A 19,155-nucleotide genomic window follows, 5' to 3' on the forward strand; every position below is an offset into this window, starting at 1 on the left:
AATGCACATCCTCTATCTGCATCAATACTTTACAACCCGCTCTGGGGTAGGGGGCACACGGTCATACGAGTTTGCCCGTTTTTTCGTCTGCCAAGGCCATCAAGTGACGATAGTGACAGCAGCCAATCAGCAGCACCCGTGGTCAGGCGGATGGTGGCGCGAATCCACTGTTGACGGTATCAAGGTCATTGAGGTGCGGGCCGGCTATGCCGATTATCATCGAGGAACGGCGATTGGCTACGGTTGGCGGATCATCGCCTTTATCTTCTTTGCCATGGTCAGCCTGCTCGTCGTGTTGCGTGTTAAGCGGCCCGATGTCGTATTCGCTACCAGCACACCGTTAACGATCGGGATTCCGGGGATGCTGGCCAGTCGCTGGCATCGGGTGCCACTAGTGTTTGAAGTACGTGATCTGTGGCCCGAAGCGCCGATTCAGATGGGAGCACTTCGCCATCCACTGCTCATCCTGGCGGCACGCTGGCTTGAGCGAGCGATTTACCGTTATTCGTACCACATTATCGCCCTCTCACCCGGCATGCGACAGGGAGTGATCGATGCCGGTATCTCACCAACAAAGGTGAGTGTCATCCCGAATGCAGCCGACCTTGATCTGTTTCATCCACAACGTGATGGTCGACACTGGCGTGAACAACTCGGTGAACCACCGTTTCTCGTGCTTTATTTCGGTACGATGGGAGAAGCAAACGATCTGGGCCAGGTGATTGAGGCAGCACATGTCTTGCAGCAGCAAGGACGGAGCGACATCCTGATCGCGCTGGCCGGTCAGGGCCGTCAACGGCCGTGGTTAGAAGAACAGAGTCGGCGTTACAGTTTGAACAACGTGCGGTTTATCGATCCATTGCCTAAAACTGAGATTGCCGATCTGGTCGCTGCGGCAGACGTTTGTCTGACGATCTTCAAAGCGGTACCGGTGTTGGCAACCTGTTCTCCCAATAAACTGTTCGACACCCTGGCTGCCGGAAAACCGGTTATTGTCAACACTCCTGGCTGGCTCCGCCAACTGGTAACCGAACACCAGTGTGGTCGTTATGCACGAGCTGGCGATCCTGCGGATCTAGCAGCGCAGATCGTCTTCTTCCGCGATCATCCGACCTTCACCCACCAGGCCGGACAAAACGCACGTCTGCTGGCCGAACGGTGCTTTGATCGCCAGCGTCTGGCTGCCGAGGTATTGCGTGTGCTGGATGCTGCGGTGACACAGCGATCAATCACTTAGTGCCTGTTGCACGGCCACTTCAAGTGTACTGGAACGAAACGGTTTCTCAAGCACGTGCTCGTCGTTCAAGTCTATCCCTTGCAGGGCAGCAAAACCGCTTATGTAGAGCACCTTGAGCTTGGGATCAACCTGTCGGGCCCGTGCAGCTAACGTCGGCCCATCCATCCCAGGCATCACCACATCGGTCAGCAACAAATCGAACGGTTCAGCCTGTAATCGGGCCAGCGCTGTTTGCCCATCGCTGGTCGCAGCAACCGTATAGCCGAGTGCGAGCAACGTCTTCACGGTGATCTGAAGGAGTGCTGTATCGTCATCAACGACTAAAATACGGGCACCGCGACGTTCGGTAATTGGAACGGATGGTACTTCTTCAGACGGCAACTCTCCCGCACATGGCAGGTACAACCGGATTGTCGTTCCCAAACCCGATGTTGAATAAATTTGGGCAGTGCCGCCCGATTGACGGGCAAAGCCGTAGACCATTGCCAGCCCCAGACCGGTGCCGCGCCCACGTTCCTTTGTGGTGAAGAACGGTTCAAATGCCCGTTTAGCCACCTCTGGCGTCATACCGGTACCGGTGTCTACAACGTCAATACTGACATAGCAACCAGGTGACAGAATTGCCAATAGCATCGTATCTTCGTCTGTCACCCGCTGTTCGCGTACTCTAACGATCAAACTGCCTCCATGGGGCATCGCGTCTCGGCTATTGATCACCAGGTTGAGGAGTGCAGCCTCTAATCCGGCTCGATCCGCCCGTACTGTGACTGTCGTCTGCTCGATCAGCTCCACCTTAATAGCCGAACCAACCGTCACCTGTATCAAAGGCAGGAATTCACGCACGATCTGGCAAACATCGATCGTGGTTGGCGCGAGCGGCTGCCGACGAGCAACCGCCAGCAGACTTTTCGTCAGTTCAGCACCGCGTAAAGACGCCTTTAGTGCCGCCTCAAGAATCTGTCTGGTTTCTTCATCTCCCTGCCAGCCACTGAGCAATAGATCGAGGTTCCCAATAATAATACCGAGCAGATTATTGAAATCGTGTGCAAGGCCGCCGGTAAGTAGACCTAATGCTTCCAACTTCTGTGTTTCACGGATGCGCTCATCCAGGTGCTTACGCTCGGTGATGTCGCTCAACGCACCGACCATGCGCACGACATGACCATCTTCATTGCGCAACACTTCACCGCGCGCCAAAACCCAACGATATTTGTCGTCACGGTAGCGCATGCGAAATTCCATGTGAAACGGTTCCTGACCTGCAAAGTGACGATCAAGCGCCTTCGTCACTGCTGGCCAGTCATCTGGATGAATACGCTCGAAAAAGGTAGTGATTGTATTCGGCAACTCATCCTCGGTGAAACCGAACATAGCCTTCCACTGCGGCGAGAGATAGGTCACACCATTCGTAATATCCCAATCCCATACCCCGTCTTGCACAGCCCGTTCAGCCAGCGCGTATCGCTCTTCGCTCAGACGTAACCGTTCGGCAATCACATGTTGTTCTATTACCGGCCCGGCCAGATGCCCGGCAAACTGTAAAAGCGCCAGCTCTTCGTTTTCGGCCACAGCCACACGTGCCGACCAGACGGTAAATGCACCGATTATAACACCGCCCGTCCCGAAAATCGCCTCGGCCCATAGGGTCACCAAACCGTGCTCTCGGGCCGGTTTGGCATAAACTGCCCACAATGGATCGACTTGCAAGTCAGGTATCATTACTCGCTGTTGAGTGATCAGTAACTGCCAGAGTGGATTAGTCAGGTGTGGCTCCGGCTGTTTCAGCGCTTCAATCAGGGGTTGCGGCAGGTGTGGTGCGATAACTTGTGTTACTTGATAGCCACCGGGATCGAATAGCACAACTGCACACCGGGTATCAGGCTGTTCATCCTCAAAAGCTTGTAACAAAATGTTCATCAAGGTATTCAAATCTCCACCTCCTAGCAGGCTGGTGAAGAGCTGCACCCGTAATCGCTCTTGAAACTCCAGACGTTTCAGTGCACTAATATCGGTGTGCGTACCCATCATTCGGAGCGGATGACCCTGTTCATCGCGTTCAACAATTGCACCTACCGATAGTATCCACTTCCAGCCGCCTTGCCGCATCCGTGAGCGGAATTCCACTCTATATTCGGGAATGCGTCCGGCGAGATAGTCAAGGTAGGCTTGATACGCCCGATCTACGTCAGCAGGATGAATTCGTTCACGCCAGCTCTGGTTAGTCTCGATAAAAGCTGCGGGATCGTAACCCAACATCGTAGCGTATGCGTCAGTTACCGTTGTTGCTCCACTTTGGAGGTCAATATCGTAAAGGCCCTGATTGGCGGCACGTAAAGCTAATTCTAGCCGCTGAGCATTGATTTGAAGGGTTTGCAAACTCTGATATTCGGTTGTCACATCGGCAAAAAAGATAAAAATGAGTCGCTGCCCGTTACCATACATGCCACCTGGTACAATGTTGCAGTAAAAAGTAGTACCATCACGACGTTGACAGAGAATGTTCGCGAGTGATGAGGAATCACCGGTTAGCATGCGCTGAAACAACGTCACGATTTGGGCGCGAACATCCATCGGATAAAAATCTTCAAAGTGTAAATCGATCAGTTCCGCTGTGGAATAACCAAAAAGTTGACTCATGGCCGAATTGGACCACTGAATGGCCCGACTGTTCATATCAACTTCGATGATCCCGTAGGGGATGTAATCAATGATTGCCCGTAGTCGATATATTTCACGAGCAGTCGGTTGCCGATAATGAACTGAACGGTGGAGAATGAACGGGAGACGACGGAAATCGTCGGCAAACAAGAGATCAACAACCCCTGGCTCGGCAATAAACCGATCAAGGGCAAGATCTTCAGGATCGCAAATCAAGATTAAGGAAGTACTGACCGGCATCAGATACCGAACCTCCGGTCGGCAGAGGATGAACGTTGGAGGTTGATCATCAACCAGTTGGATTAGTTCGGGGAAGTCAGTCACAAACGCATACGTAATGTGATGAAACGGCGCAAGCATTTGGGTAATCAGCTCACGCAGATCGTCAATTGCAAAGAGGAGGAGGTGGGTGCGAGCGTCAGCCATAATGGTATCCTTAAAAATCTGTAGCCGAGGCGACGGATCGCACCGGGCATCTACTATTATAGCACTCCGTTACCAAGAGTGCTTACGTCTGAAGATAGACAAAGAGTTTTGATGAGTTGAGAAAAGAAGCGTGCGGATGGAAGGTTCTCAACCCCCGCTTTGGGAATGGTGTGCTGATGCACAGACAAAGAAAACCTGTCTTGGTGTCTATCCGGAATATCCTATCGTTATGTCCACCACGGATGCACCCTAATCCATAGCACCCACACGATGGACGACTGGCCTGGCGCCGACGGAATTCCGGGGAAGGGAACGACGGCGACGTGTACCTACCGATACCCTGCCCCGCCCGGCGCATCGCCTGTGCCCACGTTGCCCACTCCACAGAGAGGAACATAGCGGTGCTGGGACCCTACCCTCTGTCCGACCAGCTATCGCCCCACTCTTTATCACGAGCCTGACGCCAGATAGTTCCCTGGCTACGAGTGACGGTTATCAATTGCAACCCATCGGCAGTACAGACCTGTAACTCGATGCGACCACTGTAGATTTTTGGATGGCGCACGATCCGTCCGTTCACCGGCAGCGCCGGGCGTCGGCTAACAATCAGGTATGCGAATTTCTCATCTTCAAACGGTGCAGAAGCACCTTTCAACCGGCGCTGAAAGGCCGGACGAGCAATACGCTGACTAAAATGACACCAGTCGTTACGTTCAGCTAGCGGACAGGAAGCAGTATGAGGGCATGGTGCTAATAAATAGGCATCGCGCTTGATCAGCTCGCCGCGGGCATGCAAAATAGTGGTGTGCCCGGCAGGTGTACCTGGTTCGACCAATACCAGTGCCCCGCTGGTTGCTTTCCACAGCCGACTCAAGAACAGGTTGCGCGCCGTGGCTTCAATCTCACCGTACACATACCCGGCGACAACCAGATCGCTTTCAGGGAGACGATCAAGTGTCATGACATCTTGCTGCTGCCACACCACTGTCGGTAAATTGGTGCTAATCGTCAATTGCTTGCCAAGCCGGACCATAGCTGGCTGTCGCTCAATTGCCACAACGTGCTGGAGAGAAGGCCATTGCTCGGCAGCAGCCCAGATTGCTGCGCCGCTACCGGCGCCAATATCGAGCATCCGTTTGGGTGCAAAATCGGGTTGACTCTCGGCCAACCGTCGAAAGACAGACCGTAGGGCTGCATAGGTGGCCGGCATTCGCCACGCGGCATAGGCAACTGCGTCAAGCGGAGTATTGATCACCGGTATGCTGCCGGTTCCCTGCTCACGGTAACGTGTAGAGAGTTCAAGCGCCGCTCGTTCGAGTGCCGTCAGCGGTTGTTCGGCAATAACCCGCTCAAGCGTATGCTGCAAAGATGGCGGAAGTTGCATAGGCTGCGTTACAATCAGTCAACAGATACAACCACTATCCTGTCTGATACTTGAAGGCAACCTGCGTTATCCACCCAGCTCTGACATACCACGCAGTGTCGGTTTGACACCGACCGGCAGGCCATGCCCCCACGGTTTAATATACACTGCGTGACGAATAATCTGTTCAACCTCTTCCACAGTGGCACCGGCACGCACTGCCGCCCGTAAATCCACTTCATCGTCACGTAACAAACAGAGATGCAGGCGGCCATCGGCGGTGAGACGCATGCGGTTACAGGTTGCGCAGAAGGGATCACTGACGCTCGAAATAAAGCCAATAACGCCTTTAGCCCCAGGAATGCGGTAGGTACGGGCAGGATCACTTGGTGCGTGACCAATCTCCTCCAGCGGACCGTAGTGCTGTTCGAGACGGGCGATCAATTCGGCGCTCGCGACGATTCCCTCTTCGGCCAAACCGGCAACACCGGTAAGTGGCATCACTTCGATAAAACGAAATTCCCACGGTCGTTCCAGCGTTAATCCGGCCAGCCGCACCACTTCTTCATCATTCATCCCGCGCACGACCACCGCATTCAGTTTGATCGGATGCAAACCGGCAGCATCAGCCGCTTCGATCCCGGCCCACACTTCATCGAGACTGCCACCACGAGTTATGATGCGAAACTTCACCGGGTCGAGAGTATCAATACTAATGTTAACTCGATCAAGACCGGCATCACGCAACGGTTGGGCAAGTTTACGCAAACGCAGTGCATTCGTCGTCATTGCAATGTGCTCGATGCCGGGTATCCGCTTGAGTTCGCGTACCAGATTGACCAGATCGTGGCGGAGCGTCGGTTCACCACCGGTCAGGCGCAACTTGCGGAAACCGGCACGGGCGGCTGCATTGATCACCAATAAGAGTTCATCATTAGTCAGCAGCTCAGGACGAGGAGCAAACTGCACACCAACTGCCGGCATGCAGTAGATGCAACGCATATTGCAGCGATCGGTAAGCGAAACCCTCAGATAATCAATTCGCCGGCCATATTGATCGAGTGCCGGTGCATCGGTGGCATAACGCGGATGACGGGTTGGGTCGTAGAAGATAATGGGAGTCGTACCAGCGAGCTGATGAGCGGCCATAGCCTCACCTCATTGTGATCATCAAACGACGAGCGAACAACCGATTGGGAAGAGAGTACTGGTCGGCAGACCGTGATGCCTACCGACCAGACCGAGCAATCATGCTGTGGCGTACTGTAACACTGAAATACGGGCCGCAACCTGGCGGGCCAATTCACGGAATATATCGGCATACGCATCGGGGGCATCGCTGATCACTGCCGGTTGGCCACTATCGCCCCCCTCACGCACACTGATACCGAGTGGAATCTGACCCAGCACCGGTACTCCTAATTGCTGCGCCAATCGCTGAGCGCCACCGGTGCCAAAAATGTCATACCGTTTGCCAGTATCAGGTGCAATAAAGTAAGCCATGTTCTCAACAATGCCCAGCAGCGGGACATTAACTTTGCGAAACATCTCCATGGCTTTGACCACATCAATGGTCGCCACTTGTTGCGGCGTGGTCACGATCAGCGCACCGGATAATGGCAAGCTCTGAGCCAGTGTCAATGCAACATCACCGGTGCCAGGTGGCATATCGATGATCAAGTAATCGAGCGGCGCCCAGGCAACCTGATACAGAAACTGGCGCAACAACTGGCTGACCATCGGTCCACGCCAGATCACCGGCTGTGACTCGTCGATTAAGAAGCCAACCGACATCACTTTAACCCCATAGCCGGTAAGTGGCAACATCATCGGTTGACCACTAGCATCACTGACGGCCATCGGTTGTCCGCGCACCCCCAACATCAGCGGTAAGCTCGGCCCAAACACATCAGCATCGAGCAGACCAACCTGTGCACCAATCTGCGCCAGAGCGACCGCCAGGTTGGCCGCTACTGTACTTTTCCCGACCCCACCCTTACCGGCAGCCACTGCAATAACATTGGCTACACCAGGAATAGCAGCCTGTTCAGGAATACCGGCTGGACGCCGTACATTGGCCGTGAAATCAATGTGTACCTCTTTGACGCCTGGTACAGCCTGTACTGCGGCTTCAGCTTCGGCACGAATCTGATCTTTCAATGGACACGCCGGGGTTGTCAGTTCAATCGTACAACGAACAATCCCGTCACAGATGGCAATATGCTTGACCATCTGCCGGGAGACCAGATCACCCCCCAACTCTGGCTCTTGTACATGGCGAAGAGCGGCCAGAATCTGCTCTTCGCTCACCGTAGCCGATTGATGATTTGATAAGCGCCCCATGTATCTACTCCATGTTTTGTCGGTATCTTTTTGCATTATACCAGAGAATAAGAAAAGAAGAATGTTACTAAAGTCGCCAACAATAAAGCGTTATCGCGTTAAGATTGCACGTCTTGGTCATTCACAACTAGCGGGGAAACAAGCACTCTTTCCTATTATACCCATTGTTGTCGCGATCAAGGTACGTTCCTAAACCTGCTTCACTCCCCTTCCTCGCCCTGTGGAGAAATCGATTGGCACATTCCATCTTACCGGTGGGCAGGAGACGCTAATGCCCTCCAATCGCACGCTAAACGTAGACTGAAGGACCGCGCACCTAGGTGTCCGCCGGAGTTCCTCTGTTGCGTCACCCAAGGCTGAGAACGCTGCCTCTGTCTGTGATTATTTTGCTTGACAGCGCGTATCGCGATTGATATACTCGCATTAAGCATATTCAATAGATACAAACTCGTAAAGTGGTATAACGCCGATGAAAGTTGAGCGCAAAGAGCAGGGAGCAACTCGGCGCAGTATCTTGCAATTGCTGCGGCGTCACGGCCAAATGAGTGCGATTGAGCTGAGCGAAGCACTGGAAATTGGTGCAGTCGGTATTCGCCAGCATCTCACCGCTTTACAGCAGGAAGGGCTGGTATACATTTGCGGTCTACGGCGCAATATTGGTCGCCCGGCGCATCTTTATGCCCTTACCGAACGCGCAGAATCCTTCTTCCCCAAGCACTACGAGCGTCTCGTTTGTGAGCTGATCGAGAGCGTCGCTGCTGTTGGTGGCGAAGCGGCAGTCACCGAAATACTCGAACAACGGCGTAAAACTCTCTTCACACGATTAGCCCCACAACTGGCTGATAAACCTCGAGCAGCACAAATCACTGCGCTCACCGAGGCGCTAGTCGACCAGGGATATATGTGCGAATGTGAGCAAGGCGAGCAAGGGGATTGGTTGCTCATCCAGTACAACTGTCCATTTGACTGTGTCGCCCGTCGCTATCCACAAATCTGCGCACAAGAGTTACGTCTGTACGAAGAGCTGCTAGCAACGACTATCGAACGCGATACGACGATTGCCAGCGGTGGTCATTGTTGTCGCTACCGGATTCCAGGCTAGCAATCTTCTCTGGCTTCGCGGTACAATAGATGTGTACCCACGATGACGGCCAAAGGTGGCCGTCGCTGCTCGAAATATATGGAGGTTTCACATGGCCTTTGAAGTTCCACCGTTACCCTACGCCTACAACGCTCTCGAACCGTACATCGATGAAGCAACGATGCACTTTCACCACGATAATCACCATCAGACCTATGTGACTAACCTGAATAACGCGCTGGCAAATTATCCTGAGTTACAGAGTAAGACGATTGAGGAGCTGTTGAGCAACCTTGACGCTATTCCTGAAGCCATTCGGACCGCGGTACGCAACAACGGCGGCGGGCACTGGAATCACACCTTTTTCTGGGAAATTATGGCCCCCAATGCCGGTGGTGCGCCCGATGGTGAGCTGGCTGCGGCAATTGATGCTGCCTTTGGTAGCTTCGATGCCTTCAAGGAGAAGTTTAAAGCAGCAGCCCTGGGCCGATTCGGGTCGGGATGGGCCTGGCTGGTAGCCGCAAAAGATGGCAGCCTGAGCATTATGAGCACACCCAATCAGGATAATCCGTTGATGGAGGGGAAGACGGCAATCCTCGGCATCGACGTGTGGGAACACGCCTACTATCTGAAATATCAGTACAAGCGTGCAGCCTATGTTGATGCCTGGTGGAACGTGGTAAATTGGGCGAAGGTTGCTGAGCATTACGCTGCTGCGAAGGGCTAGTGCTTGATAGAGGGGTATAACGCTATCGTATATCTCTGCTGTGAGTGAACTGGAAGAACCCATGTTCCTCTCAGAGAGTGTCTGAAGAATAGGTTGCCTTTCCTCAGGTGCGCGGGCCTCTGGCCCGCCCTTTGATATACGCACGCAGATGCGCAGGCCTCTGGCCCGCCCTTTGATATACGCACGCAGGTGCGCGGGCCTCTGGCCCGCCTTTCGTTGTGCACGTGCAGGGTTACACGCAGGTGCGCGGGCCTCTGGCCCGCCTTTCGTTGTGCACGTGCAGGGTTACACGCAGGTGCGCTGGCCTCTAGCCCGCCTTTCGTTGTGCACGTGCAGGGTTACACGCAGGTGCGCTGGCCTCTGGCCCGCCTTTCGATCTACGCGCTCAGGATTGCGCTCAGGTGCGCGGGCCTCTGGCCCACCTTTCGATCTACGCGCTCAGGATTGCGCTCAGGTGCGCGGGCCTCTGGCCCGCCTTTCGATCTGCGCGAACGCAGCCCAGTTTTTCGCAAGAGCAAGGGGCGAGGTGGCGCCTCGCCCCTAGAAGTCGATACCAACGGTTGTCGCATAACCGACAATGCCTACCGGTGACTGAGATCGCGGATTGTGGAATATGACCCTTTTGCACACCCACCGATCTGGCAGGGGGCAACACACGGCGAACTTCATCAGCCGTTGAGATGTTTCGGATCGCGCTTAGATACCCACTATCCCAGTGTATCTACGGCACCCTGGCATCGGGATCGAGGCGATAGGTATTGATAATTTCGTCTGTCCGGCTCACGAGCGTGTCAAATTGATCCGCCGGTACCAGTGTGGTCAATACCGAAAGCTTGTTCCCACGCTGCTCGATAAAACTGTTCCCCAACATCGAGGCCTGGACATTGTTTGATGCAGTTGCTGTGAACCCCCAGACGATCAGGATACTGCCGTCACTTTGTGGTTTAGGGTCTTCGTAAAAGAAATCGGGCTGGTTGCCAAAAGATGATTGCAGGAAACTAATCATCTTATCGACTAACTGATCATCGCTGTACGTTGCACTATCTTCCAAAACGTCCACGATAATCGCTGCGTTATTGGCGGGATCATTCCAGACGAGTATCAACTCGCCGGGACGACTATTGTCAGTCAATGACCAGTTCTCAGGGATGTCGATTCGGAATACACCAGAGGGATGATTGAAGGTTCGGAGACGACCGATCTGAACCGGTGCGAGGACGGTGCCACCGGTAGCAGGCGTATTACTCCCACCACCAATCGCAGCTCTGGGATTGATGCGATAGGTATTGATAATCTTGTCAGTCTGACTCACCAGCGTCTCGAATTGCTCTTGAGGCACCAGGGTAGTCAGGATCGAGACTTTGTTCCCTCGTTGCTCGACGAAGCTATTCCCTAACAACGTAGTCTGAATATTGTTGTCGGCGGTGGCGGTATACGACCAGACAACCAGTTGACTACCGTCACTTTGCGGTTTTGCGTCTTCGTAGGAGAAATCTGGTTGTTGACCAAAACGCTCTTCGAGGAAATCGGTGAGCAGCTTTACGAGCTGGCTATCAGAATAATTGCGATTATCCTCAAAGATATTAACCAGAATTGCACCATTGCCTGTTGGGTCTGTCCAGATCAATAACAGCTCTGCACTAGAACTGTTATCCTGCAACGTCCAATTGTTGGGAACGTCGATCTTAAACACACCGCTCGGATGATCATAGGTCTTGAGCGGGCCAATGTCTACCAACGCCAACTGCCCGCTTTGCCCTGCTGTCGTTGGTGAAGGACGAGGAGTTGCAGTCGGCTGAGCCGGAACTATGGTCGGGCGTGGAGTACGGGTGGGGAGTGCGACTGCCTGCGTTGGTTCAGGAGTTGGGGCTGTAGTTGGAGTTGCACTACCACCACCACAGGCTGTCAGAGCGAGTAGGAATAGACTGACGAGCGAAACCAACCAGAGCCGATAGTTGTGAGACATACGACCTCCCCATGTAGAGCACGACAAAACCTTACTGACGATAACGCTGTTCCACCCGCTCAGATTGGGCTTGTAAACATGTACGTGCGATCTGAAGGGAAGTTACACACTTTATCGACGTGATCTTACTATAGCACCGAAAGAGCCGAATAGTGAAATCTGATGTACGCTGAGAGCGTTTTCGTATGGTGTGTTCCGATTCAACCTCACAAAATTGTTAGCTCGTGGGTGCCAATTCTGAGAAATTTCCTATTTCTCGATGGCCTCTTCTTGACTATAATAAGAACATCGCTGTTCTACGGAGGCCATTATGCACCGCTGGCTGGTTCTCTGTTTTATCCTCTGGCATCTTTGCACCGCGACAGTGGCAACTGCGCAGTCACTGTTGACGTTCACCCTTGATTTCGAGAATTTTCCCGACAATGTAGCTATTGGCGAATATAGTGGGGTTCGCTTCGGCGCCGGCTGGCGGTTTGGTGATATACGCAGCGGTCGCTACAACGCACCGTTTCCAGATACCTGTCCCGATTTTGGGGGAACCTGCGCCTTTTTCGTCAACGGCTATGGATTCGGTCGGGTAAGCGGAAGCGGAACAGGAATGATTTTTTTACCGGCAGGTGTGCTCTCGTTCAGTATCTATGTCTCGACATCAGATATCCTTCGTGTGACCGCTACAGCTTCCGATGGTGCTGTCATCGCTACTGCTGAAGTGCTGCCCAATATTCTCACCGGTCGCCTCGATCAGGTGACATTTAGTGCTCCGGCTGGCAAGACTATCACGGTTATTGAAGTGAGTGGGCCAAAGGATACGTGGCTGATCGACGACGTGCAGTATACCGTCGACCCGGCATTGGGAGCACGACCGGCCAGGCTGGTGCTAGCACAACGGGTTAATGATGTGGTCGCGCCCGGTGAGGTATTTTCGCTCGATGTAGTGCTCGAAAATTATGGACAGGGATCAGCACTCGAAGCAACGATTGAATTACCATTTGCCGACAACGAACTCGTGTTGCTCGACGCCCAAACCAGTCGCCCGGATGTCTGGGTCAGTGATGTGCGGCCCGGCTTGATAACCATTCGCACCGGTGCGTTGGCATCTGTTCGCGATCTGGTAACGATAACGATCCGTTTCCGGGTACGAGAGGAGAGTTCTCCAGGAGTTTTACTGGGGCGCGTAGCACGTTTCTGGTATCGTGATGCGACCAATATGTTTGGAAGAGGACAGAGTAACCTGCCCCAAACATTCATCGGCACCGGTTCCGAACGCACATTCTGGCGTACCCCAACCATGACCATAACCGGTCCAATACTGACCTATGCCGCCGACGGTTTTGCTCCCGGCGAACCGGTCGGCATCTGGTACAACCCACCTGCCGGGGCGCCACCGGTAACGGTAACGACCGTGCGTGCCGATGGTGATGGTAAGGTGAGTGGTCAATTTTCATTGCAAGGTATGCAACTTGGTGACTACTCTCTGGTACTTTTCAGTCACCACTCTCAGCAGACATTTTTAGGGGCATTCTCACGCTAAACCCGTGGGCTGACGACACAGCCCACGGGAACCGCTGCAATCTAGGCCTTCATGCCAGAACACGCTCAGGTCCAAGCACCTGCTTCAGCTCGGCAATCAGGGCATCGGAAATAGTGATGGTATGCTGCGATTGCAGTACTACCATCCCAACCCCGTTTGGTACATAGAGTGTTACCTGGTCGTGGCCATGACTGTTACTCAGAATCTGATGAACATGCTGCATAAGGGCAACATCGGCATCGAAATCGTGGCTACGAGGGAGGTAGATACGAAGGTTGCGGGCCGATACCCCTTCACCCCGCCCTCCTTCTGCACCTGGTGCGCTCGACCGGCTTGCTGAGTGGCCATTGCTATAACCATCACCATTGCCGTTCCCGTGACTGGCTAACTTAACCGGTTGGCGTGGACGAACAGCGGGCGGTTTAGCAGGTGAAAGGGACGGTGGTGGCGAAGGAGCAACAGCTACAGCGGGTTGCGGTTCGACTACCGAGGGTGACGGCAGCTCGATCTTTAGCTCGCTGTTCAGATCATCACTGACACCTTCAAGGTCCATTTCAACCGGTTGAACTGACATTGCCTGATCAATACTTTGCGGTGCTTCCACGCTCTCGACCACCAGTTGCGGCGTATCGCGGCGATTATCAACCTTCGCCGTGACGCGCACGACGGCATCGTTTTGCAACAGATCAGCACATTTCGCCAACACCTTTGGAAAGACAACTAGCTCAATACTGCCGGTCAGGTCTTCGAGCGTTGCGACCAGCATCGTCTCACCCTTTTTCGTTGCGATGCGCCGCACACCGCTTAGCACACCCACAAAGGTAAGAGTCTCACCAATATGCTCAGCTTCAATCGAGCCGAGATCGGTAGCGCCGGTTGTATCGATCCCTTCCAGCGCCTTCGCAATTGGATCATCGGAAAGGTTCAGACCCAGCAGCTCTTTTTCCCAGCGCAGAACCTCTTTCTGATCAGCAGCAGTCTCATTGATCAGCGGTAGCGGAATGCGGCTCACAGTTGGGTTACTACCGGGCATCCCACCAAAGATGTCGAACAGGCTACTCTGGCCGATCTCACGCGCTTTCTGCGCTTCACTACCGGCAGTTACTGCCTGGTCAAGGATGGCCAGTTTCTGGCGACGAGTGCCGGGTAGCGAATCGAGTGCACCCGCTTTGATCAGACTTTCTAGAGTTCGTTTATTGAGCGCATGGCGGTCTACACGCGCACAGAGATCTTCGAGCGACTGAAATGGCCCACCTGATTCACGAGCGGCGATAATCGCCTCTACCGGGCCTTCACCTACATTTTTAATAGCCATCAGACCGAAGCGGATGCCACGGTTATACGTGACTCCAGGTGGCAATGGCTCAGCCAGTGGTTCAATCGTAAATCCCTTCTGCGAACGGTTGACATCAGGCGGAAGTATGGCAACCCCCAACCGCCGGGCCTCGATGGCCGCTTTGGTGACATCTTCAATCACACCGCCAGCGCCGGTCAAAACCGCCGTCATATACTCAACCGGATAATTCACTTTCAGCCAGGCCGTCTGATAACTGAGCAAACCGTAGAGGGTGGCATGGGGACGATTGAATGAATAACCAGCAAAGGGCAAGATCAATTCCCAGAGCTGATCGGCGATCTCTTTGCTGATACCTTTACGCTGACAGCCCTGTTTAAAGATCGCTTCGTTTTCGGCCATCAGCTCACGATTCTTCTTGCTGATCGCCTTAATCACGATATAGGCCTGACCGAGCGTATAATCGGCGACCGTCTGCAACAGTTGCATAATCTGTTCCTGGTAGACGATCACGCCGTAGGTGTCAGACAAGATCGGTTCAAGCACCGGGTGAAGGTAACGGATCTGCGATGGATTATTCTTGTTTTGAATATAGACCGGAATCTGTTCGAGCGGACCAGGGCGGTAGAGGGCCACCATCGCGTACAGGTCTTCCACACGAGTTGGCTTCAGTTGCATCAGATAACGGGTCATGCCCGCCGATTCAAGCTGGAAGACATTCTTTGTTTCACCGCGTCCTAATGCTTCAAAAACCTTTTGATCGTCAAGCGGAATTTCATCGAGCCACATCCGTCGCCCGGTTGTCTGCTCGATATACTTAAGTGCCTCGGCCACTACTGAAAGGTTTGTCAGGCCGAGAATATCCATCTTGAGTAGGCCCATCTTCGCCAGCGTAGGGCCTTCAAACGCCGCCATCAACGCATTCTCGTCTTTGGTCGTGCGTTGGAGCGGCACAATCTCTTCCAGAGGGGTGCGACTCACCACCACACCACACGCATGGGTACCGACTGAACGCATCCGCCCTTCGACCTTTTGTGCTTCATCGATCAATTCACGCAAGTGCGGTTGCGTCTCGTAGATCTGCTTCAGTTCGGGAACCCGCTCAAGGGCCTGAGCGATGGTCGTTCCTACCGGCAGTGCTGGAATCAACTTCGCGACGCGATCTACTTCATTGGGATCGAGACCGAGGACCCGACCCATATCACGAATGGCCGCCTTCGCACCGAGCGTACCGTAGGTAATAATCTGGGCTACATTCTCGCGTCCGTACTTATTGGCGATATAGTCCAGAATCTCCTGACGACGCGAATCGGCGAAGTCGGTATCAATATCAGGCATCTCCAGCCGTTCCGGCGAGAGGAACCGCTCGAAGAGCAGCTTATTCTTTACCGGATCAACGTCGGTAATCCCCAGGGCGTAGAGCACCAGTGAAGCGCCGGCCGAGCCACGGGGCAGACATGGGATACCCCGTGAACGAGCAAATTTCACGTAATCCCACACGATCAACATGTAGTCGGGGAAGCCGGTCTTGTTGATAACATCAAGCTCATAGTCGAGCCGACGCACATATTCATCGGGTGGTTGACCGTTGAAACGGCGCATCAACCCCTCTTCGCAAACGAGCCGCAGATAGGAAGCAGCATCGTGACCTGGCGGCAACTCGAATACCGGCAACTGTACACGGCCAAACTCGAGTTTCAGTCGGCACATATCGGCGATACGGCGGGTATTTTCGAGCGGTTCAGAACCGTACCGCTTGAATTTCGCCCACATCTCCTCGCCCGACATAATATGGTAGCTCTCGTCCATGGCGTATTCGCGAGCACAAAACTCAGCGTAGGTCATGTTCATACCCATCGCCATAATCTTGTGCTGTGTGGCTTTATCTTCCGCCCGGACGAAATGTGCATCGCTGGTAGCGACCAGTGGTATCCCAAGCTCGCGTCCGATCCGCACCAGCTCTTCATTGAGTGTTTCAAGTTCGGGCGTATTGTCGTGCAATTGCAACTCAAGGTAGTAACGGTCGGGGCCAAGCAAATCGCGATAGTACGCCGCCGTTTCGACAGCGGTACGCCGGTCACCTTGCTTGAGGTAGTGTAGCACCTCACCGGCCAGACAGGCCGAGGTGACGATCAAACCCTCGTGATAGGTCTCGAGCAACTGACGATCAATGCGGGGGCGCGCAAAGACGCCCTTACCCATACCATCAAGATGGGCGCGGGTGGTGAGCTTGACCAGATTGCGGTAGCCAACCTCGTTTTGCGCCAGGAGCAGAAGATGGAAGTAGTTTTTGCTCCCTCTGGTCATTGGGTCGCTGAGCGAACCCGGCGCCATGTAGGCTTCAACCCCAATAATTGGCCGAATGCCGGCCTTTTTGGCCGCCTCGTAGAACTCCATTGCGCCGTACATGACGCCATGGTCGGTCAAGGCAATACTGTCCATCCCCAATTCGGCAGCACGTTGGGCGATGCCTTTGGTGGTAGCATAGCCATCGAGCAGGCTATATTCAGAGTGGACATGCAAATGAACGAAGTCGTGCATGGCGTACTCGTCTCTAAAAACAGTTTACACTCGACAAACGAGAACAAGGGCAAAAGCGCGATCTAAATCTGAAACATTTGTCCGAAAGAATAAGGATGGTGTCGATTTTTTGTTTTTATATAGACATAAATTGCACCACACCGTGCATACTTCCGCTTCGATTATAGCACACCGATAGCCGCTTGCGAACAGGCTTTCATGAAACTGTAAGCTATTTTGGTAAACCTGAGTCGCCCTTGTCGGTTCCAAGCGTCCTATACGTATCGCCCGTATCGGCGGTATTGTCCGCATTGGCCCGCCCCAACCCTGCGGAAACCGCCGCCGCCTCTTGCATAATTCTGCGGTAGGTGATTGCCGATGATCGGCCATAAGGCTCAATCGCCCCAAATCACCTCGCACCGGTTACCGGGTCAGAATGTGATACAATCGCACTGCACGCGACACAATTCTTGCCGGCAGAGCATCTTATGCGTTTCTGCCGCATGAAAGGAGCTGAACTCATGGCTGAAGGCTATCGCATTGAACGCGACTCGTTAGGCGAGATGCAAGTACCGGCTGATGCGCTCTACGGTGCACAAACGCAACGAGCTGTATTGAACTTTCCGGTTAGCGGAATGCGTCCATACCCGGCGTTCGTTTGGGCGCAAACGATGATCAAACGAGCGGCGGCTGAAGTTAATCGCGATCTCGGTCTGCTCGATCCACACATTGCCAACGCGATTATTCAGGCCGCCGATGAAGTATTGGCCGGGAAACATGCCGATCAATTTGTTGTCGATCCATTCCAGGCCGGTGCTGGTACCTCTCATAACATGAATGTCAACGAGGTCTTAGCCAACCGTGCCAACCAGATACTTGGTTACAGGCTTGATGACCCAAAGAAGCCGGTCAGCCCAAATGATCATGTGAATATGGCGCAATCAACCAACGATACCATTCCAACAGCCATTCGTTTGGGGTGTCTGTGGCGCCTGCCCGAACTGCTCGCCGCCATCGATAATCTTGCCGATGCGCTTGAGCAGAAGGCGGTCGAATTTGATGATGTTGTCAAGTCAGGACGCACGCACTTGCAAGACGCCGTTCCGGTGCGCCTCGGTCAAGAGTTTGGCGCGTATGCGAAAGCAGTCCGCAACGACCGCGAGCGTATCGCCACGGCTGCCAATCGGCTCCGTCGGTTAGGGATTGGCGGTACAGCAACCGGTACCGGTCTCAATGCGCATCCCGAATATCACAGCCGCATGATAGCCAAGTTGAGCGAATTGACCGGCCAGGAACTGTACTCATCAGGCAATCTCTTTGAGTCGATGCAGAGCATGGCCGATCCCGCCGACTTTTCAGCCAGTCTGCGCACCCTCTGCATTACGCTCGGGCGTATTGCCAACGATCTCCGGCTGCTCTCCTCTGGGCCGGCTACCGGTCTGGATGAAATTCGGCTCCCGGCAGTCCAACCCGGTTCCTCAATTATGCCAGGCAAGGTGAATCCGGTGTTGGCCGAAATGCTGAATATGGCCTGCTACCACGTGCAAGGCTGTGATCTTACAGTAGCCCTGGCTGCGCAAGCCGGTCAGCTCGAACTGAACGTTATGATGCCGATCATTGCTCATAACCTGTTTGAGATGATGCACGTCCTGATCGGCGCGATCAATGCCTTCACGACCAAATGCGTGGTTGGGATCACTGCCAACCGGGAAAAGGCGGCTGGCTGGCTGGCCAAGAATGCTATTCTGGTCACCGCTCTGAACCCAGTTATCGGTTATCTCAACGGTGCTGAAGTGGCGAAAGAGGCGATGGCAACCGGCAAGACGATCAAGGAGGTGGTCGTCGAGAAGGGTCTGCTCACCCCTGAACAGGTTGATGAGCTGCTTGATGTGCGGAAGATGACCGAGGGCGGTATTCAGGGCATTGCAGCCGCCGGTTAGCACAGCTTTCGTGAGCGGTTGTCTGCACTCTTTTCGTTCGTGGTCGTGCACGTAAATGTAGGAGGATGG

General features: G+C 53.8%; 11 protein-coding genes. 5 read left to right on the forward strand and 6 right to left on the reverse strand.

The window, feature by feature from the left end; all coding sequences use genetic code 11:
* Position 1: 1 nt before the first annotated feature.
* Positions 2–1,237: a glycosyltransferase family 4 protein gene (locus tag QTO31_RS03800; protein WP_031458498.1), complete on the forward strand. Its 1,236-nt coding sequence runs from the start codon at positions 2–4 to the stop codon at positions 1,235–1,237.
* Here QTO31_RS03800 and QTO31_RS03805 read toward each other — a convergent pair.
* The 4 genes from QTO31_RS03805 to apbC form a co-directional block, all read right to left on the reverse strand.
* Positions 1,226–4,321 carry a PAS domain-containing protein gene (locus QTO31_RS03805; RefSeq protein ID WP_301428149.1) on the reverse strand — a complete coding sequence of 1,032 codons (3,096 nt, stop codon included), beginning with the start codon at positions 4,319–4,321 and terminating at the stop codon, positions 1,226–1,228. The two genes, QTO31_RS03800 and QTO31_RS03805, sit on opposite strands and share 12 nt — an antisense overlap.
* 412 nt (positions 4,322–4,733) lie before the next feature.
* The gene (locus QTO31_RS03810; RefSeq protein ID WP_031458500.1) at positions 4,734–5,705 is read right to left on the reverse strand and encodes a small ribosomal subunit Rsm22 family protein; all 972 of its coding nucleotides are present in this window, start codon (positions 5,703–5,705) and stop codon (positions 4,734–4,736) included.
* A 66-nt stretch (positions 5,706–5,771) separates the two neighbouring features.
* Positions 5,772–6,833 carry a GTP 3',8-cyclase MoaA gene (gene moaA, locus QTO31_RS03815; RefSeq protein WP_031458501.1) on the reverse strand — a complete coding sequence of 354 codons (1,062 nt, stop codon included), beginning with the start codon at positions 6,831–6,833 and terminating at the stop codon, positions 5,772–5,774.
* A 99-nt stretch (positions 6,834–6,932) separates the two neighbouring features.
* Positions 6,933–8,027 carry an iron-sulfur cluster carrier protein ApbC gene (gene apbC, locus QTO31_RS03820; RefSeq protein WP_031458502.1) on the reverse strand — a complete coding sequence of 365 codons (1,095 nt, stop codon included), beginning with the start codon at positions 8,025–8,027 and terminating at the stop codon, positions 6,933–6,935.
* Between the two features lie 469 nt (positions 8,028–8,496).
* Between apbC and QTO31_RS03825 the strand changes: the two genes are divergently transcribed.
* Positions 8,497–9,129: a helix-turn-helix transcriptional regulator gene (locus tag QTO31_RS03825; protein WP_301428150.1), complete on the forward strand. Its 633-nt coding sequence runs from the start codon at positions 8,497–8,499 to the stop codon at positions 9,127–9,129.
* Between the two features lie 91 nt (positions 9,130–9,220).
* Positions 9,221–9,835: a superoxide dismutase gene (locus QTO31_RS03830; RefSeq protein WP_031458504.1), complete on the forward strand. Its 615-nt coding sequence runs from the start codon at positions 9,221–9,223 to the stop codon at positions 9,833–9,835.
* A 721-nt stretch (positions 9,836–10,556) separates the two neighbouring features.
* Here the strand turns inward: QTO31_RS03830 and QTO31_RS03835 are convergent.
* Positions 10,557–11,801: a hypothetical protein gene (locus QTO31_RS03835; RefSeq protein ID WP_301428151.1), complete on the reverse strand. Its 1,245-nt coding sequence runs from the start codon at positions 11,799–11,801 to the stop codon at positions 10,557–10,559.
* Between the two features lie 310 nt (positions 11,802–12,111).
* Between QTO31_RS03835 and QTO31_RS03840 the strand changes: the two genes are divergently transcribed.
* The gene (locus tag QTO31_RS03840; protein ID WP_301428152.1) at positions 12,112–13,332 is read left to right on the forward strand and encodes a hypothetical protein; all 1,221 of its coding nucleotides are present in this window, start codon (positions 12,112–12,114) and stop codon (positions 13,330–13,332) included.
* Positions 13,333–13,381: 49 nt separating this feature from the next.
* On the opposite strand, the gene dnaE is transcribed toward QTO31_RS03840, so the two are convergent.
* On the reverse strand, positions 13,382–17,167 hold the full coding sequence (dnaE, locus tag QTO31_RS03845) for a DNA polymerase III subunit alpha (protein WP_301428153.1): 3,786 nt from the start codon (positions 17,165–17,167) through the stop codon (positions 13,382–13,384).
* A 500-nt stretch (positions 17,168–17,667) separates the two neighbouring features.
* Here dnaE and QTO31_RS03850 point away from each other — a divergent pair, with 500 nt between their 5' ends.
* Complete coding sequence (locus tag QTO31_RS03850) at positions 17,668–19,086, forward strand: aspartate ammonia-lyase (protein WP_031458508.1); 1,419 nt, start codon at positions 17,668–17,670, stop codon at positions 19,084–19,086.
* The last annotated feature ends 69 nt before the right edge of the window (positions 19,087–19,155 follow it).

This window comes from Chloroflexus sp. MS-CIW-1, assembly GCF_030444705.1.
Taxonomy (GTDB): domain Bacteria; phylum Chloroflexota; class Chloroflexia; order Chloroflexales; family Chloroflexaceae; genus Chloroflexus.

Bases quoted from the DNA above. Each gene is read 5' to 3' on its own strand.
- QTO31_RS03800 (WP_031458498.1), top strand. From the start codon at position 2: ATGCACATCCTCTATCTGCATCAATACTTTACAACCCGCTCTGGGGTA.
- QTO31_RS03805 (WP_301428149.1), bottom strand. From the start codon at position 4,321: ATGGCTGACGCTCGCACCCACCTCCTCCTCTTTGCAATTGACGATCTG.
- QTO31_RS03810 (WP_031458500.1), bottom strand. From the start codon at position 5,705: ATGCAACTTCCGCCATCTTTGCAGCATACGCTTGAGCGGGTTATTGCC.
- moaA (WP_031458501.1), bottom strand. From the start codon at position 6,833: ATGGCCGCTCATCAGCTCGCTGGTACGACTCCCATTATCTTCTACGAC.
- apbC (WP_031458502.1), bottom strand. From the start codon at position 8,027: ATGGGGCGCTTATCAAATCATCAATCGGCTACGGTGAGCGAAGAGCAG.
- QTO31_RS03825 (WP_301428150.1), top strand. From the start codon at position 8,497: ATGAAAGTTGAGCGCAAAGAGCAGGGAGCAACTCGGCGCAGTATCTTG.
- QTO31_RS03830 (WP_031458504.1), top strand. From the start codon at position 9,221: ATGGCCTTTGAAGTTCCACCGTTACCCTACGCCTACAACGCTCTCGAA.
- QTO31_RS03835 (WP_301428151.1), bottom strand. From the start codon at position 11,801: ATGTCTCACAACTATCGGCTCTGGTTGGTTTCGCTCGTCAGTCTATTC.
- QTO31_RS03840 (WP_301428152.1), top strand. From the start codon at position 12,112: ATGCACCGCTGGCTGGTTCTCTGTTTTATCCTCTGGCATCTTTGCACC.
- dnaE (WP_301428153.1), bottom strand. From the start codon at position 17,167: ATGCACGACTTCGTTCATTTGCATGTCCACTCTGAATATAGCCTGCTC.
- QTO31_RS03850 (WP_031458508.1), top strand. From the start codon at position 17,668: ATGGCTGAAGGCTATCGCATTGAACGCGACTCGTTAGGCGAGATGCAA.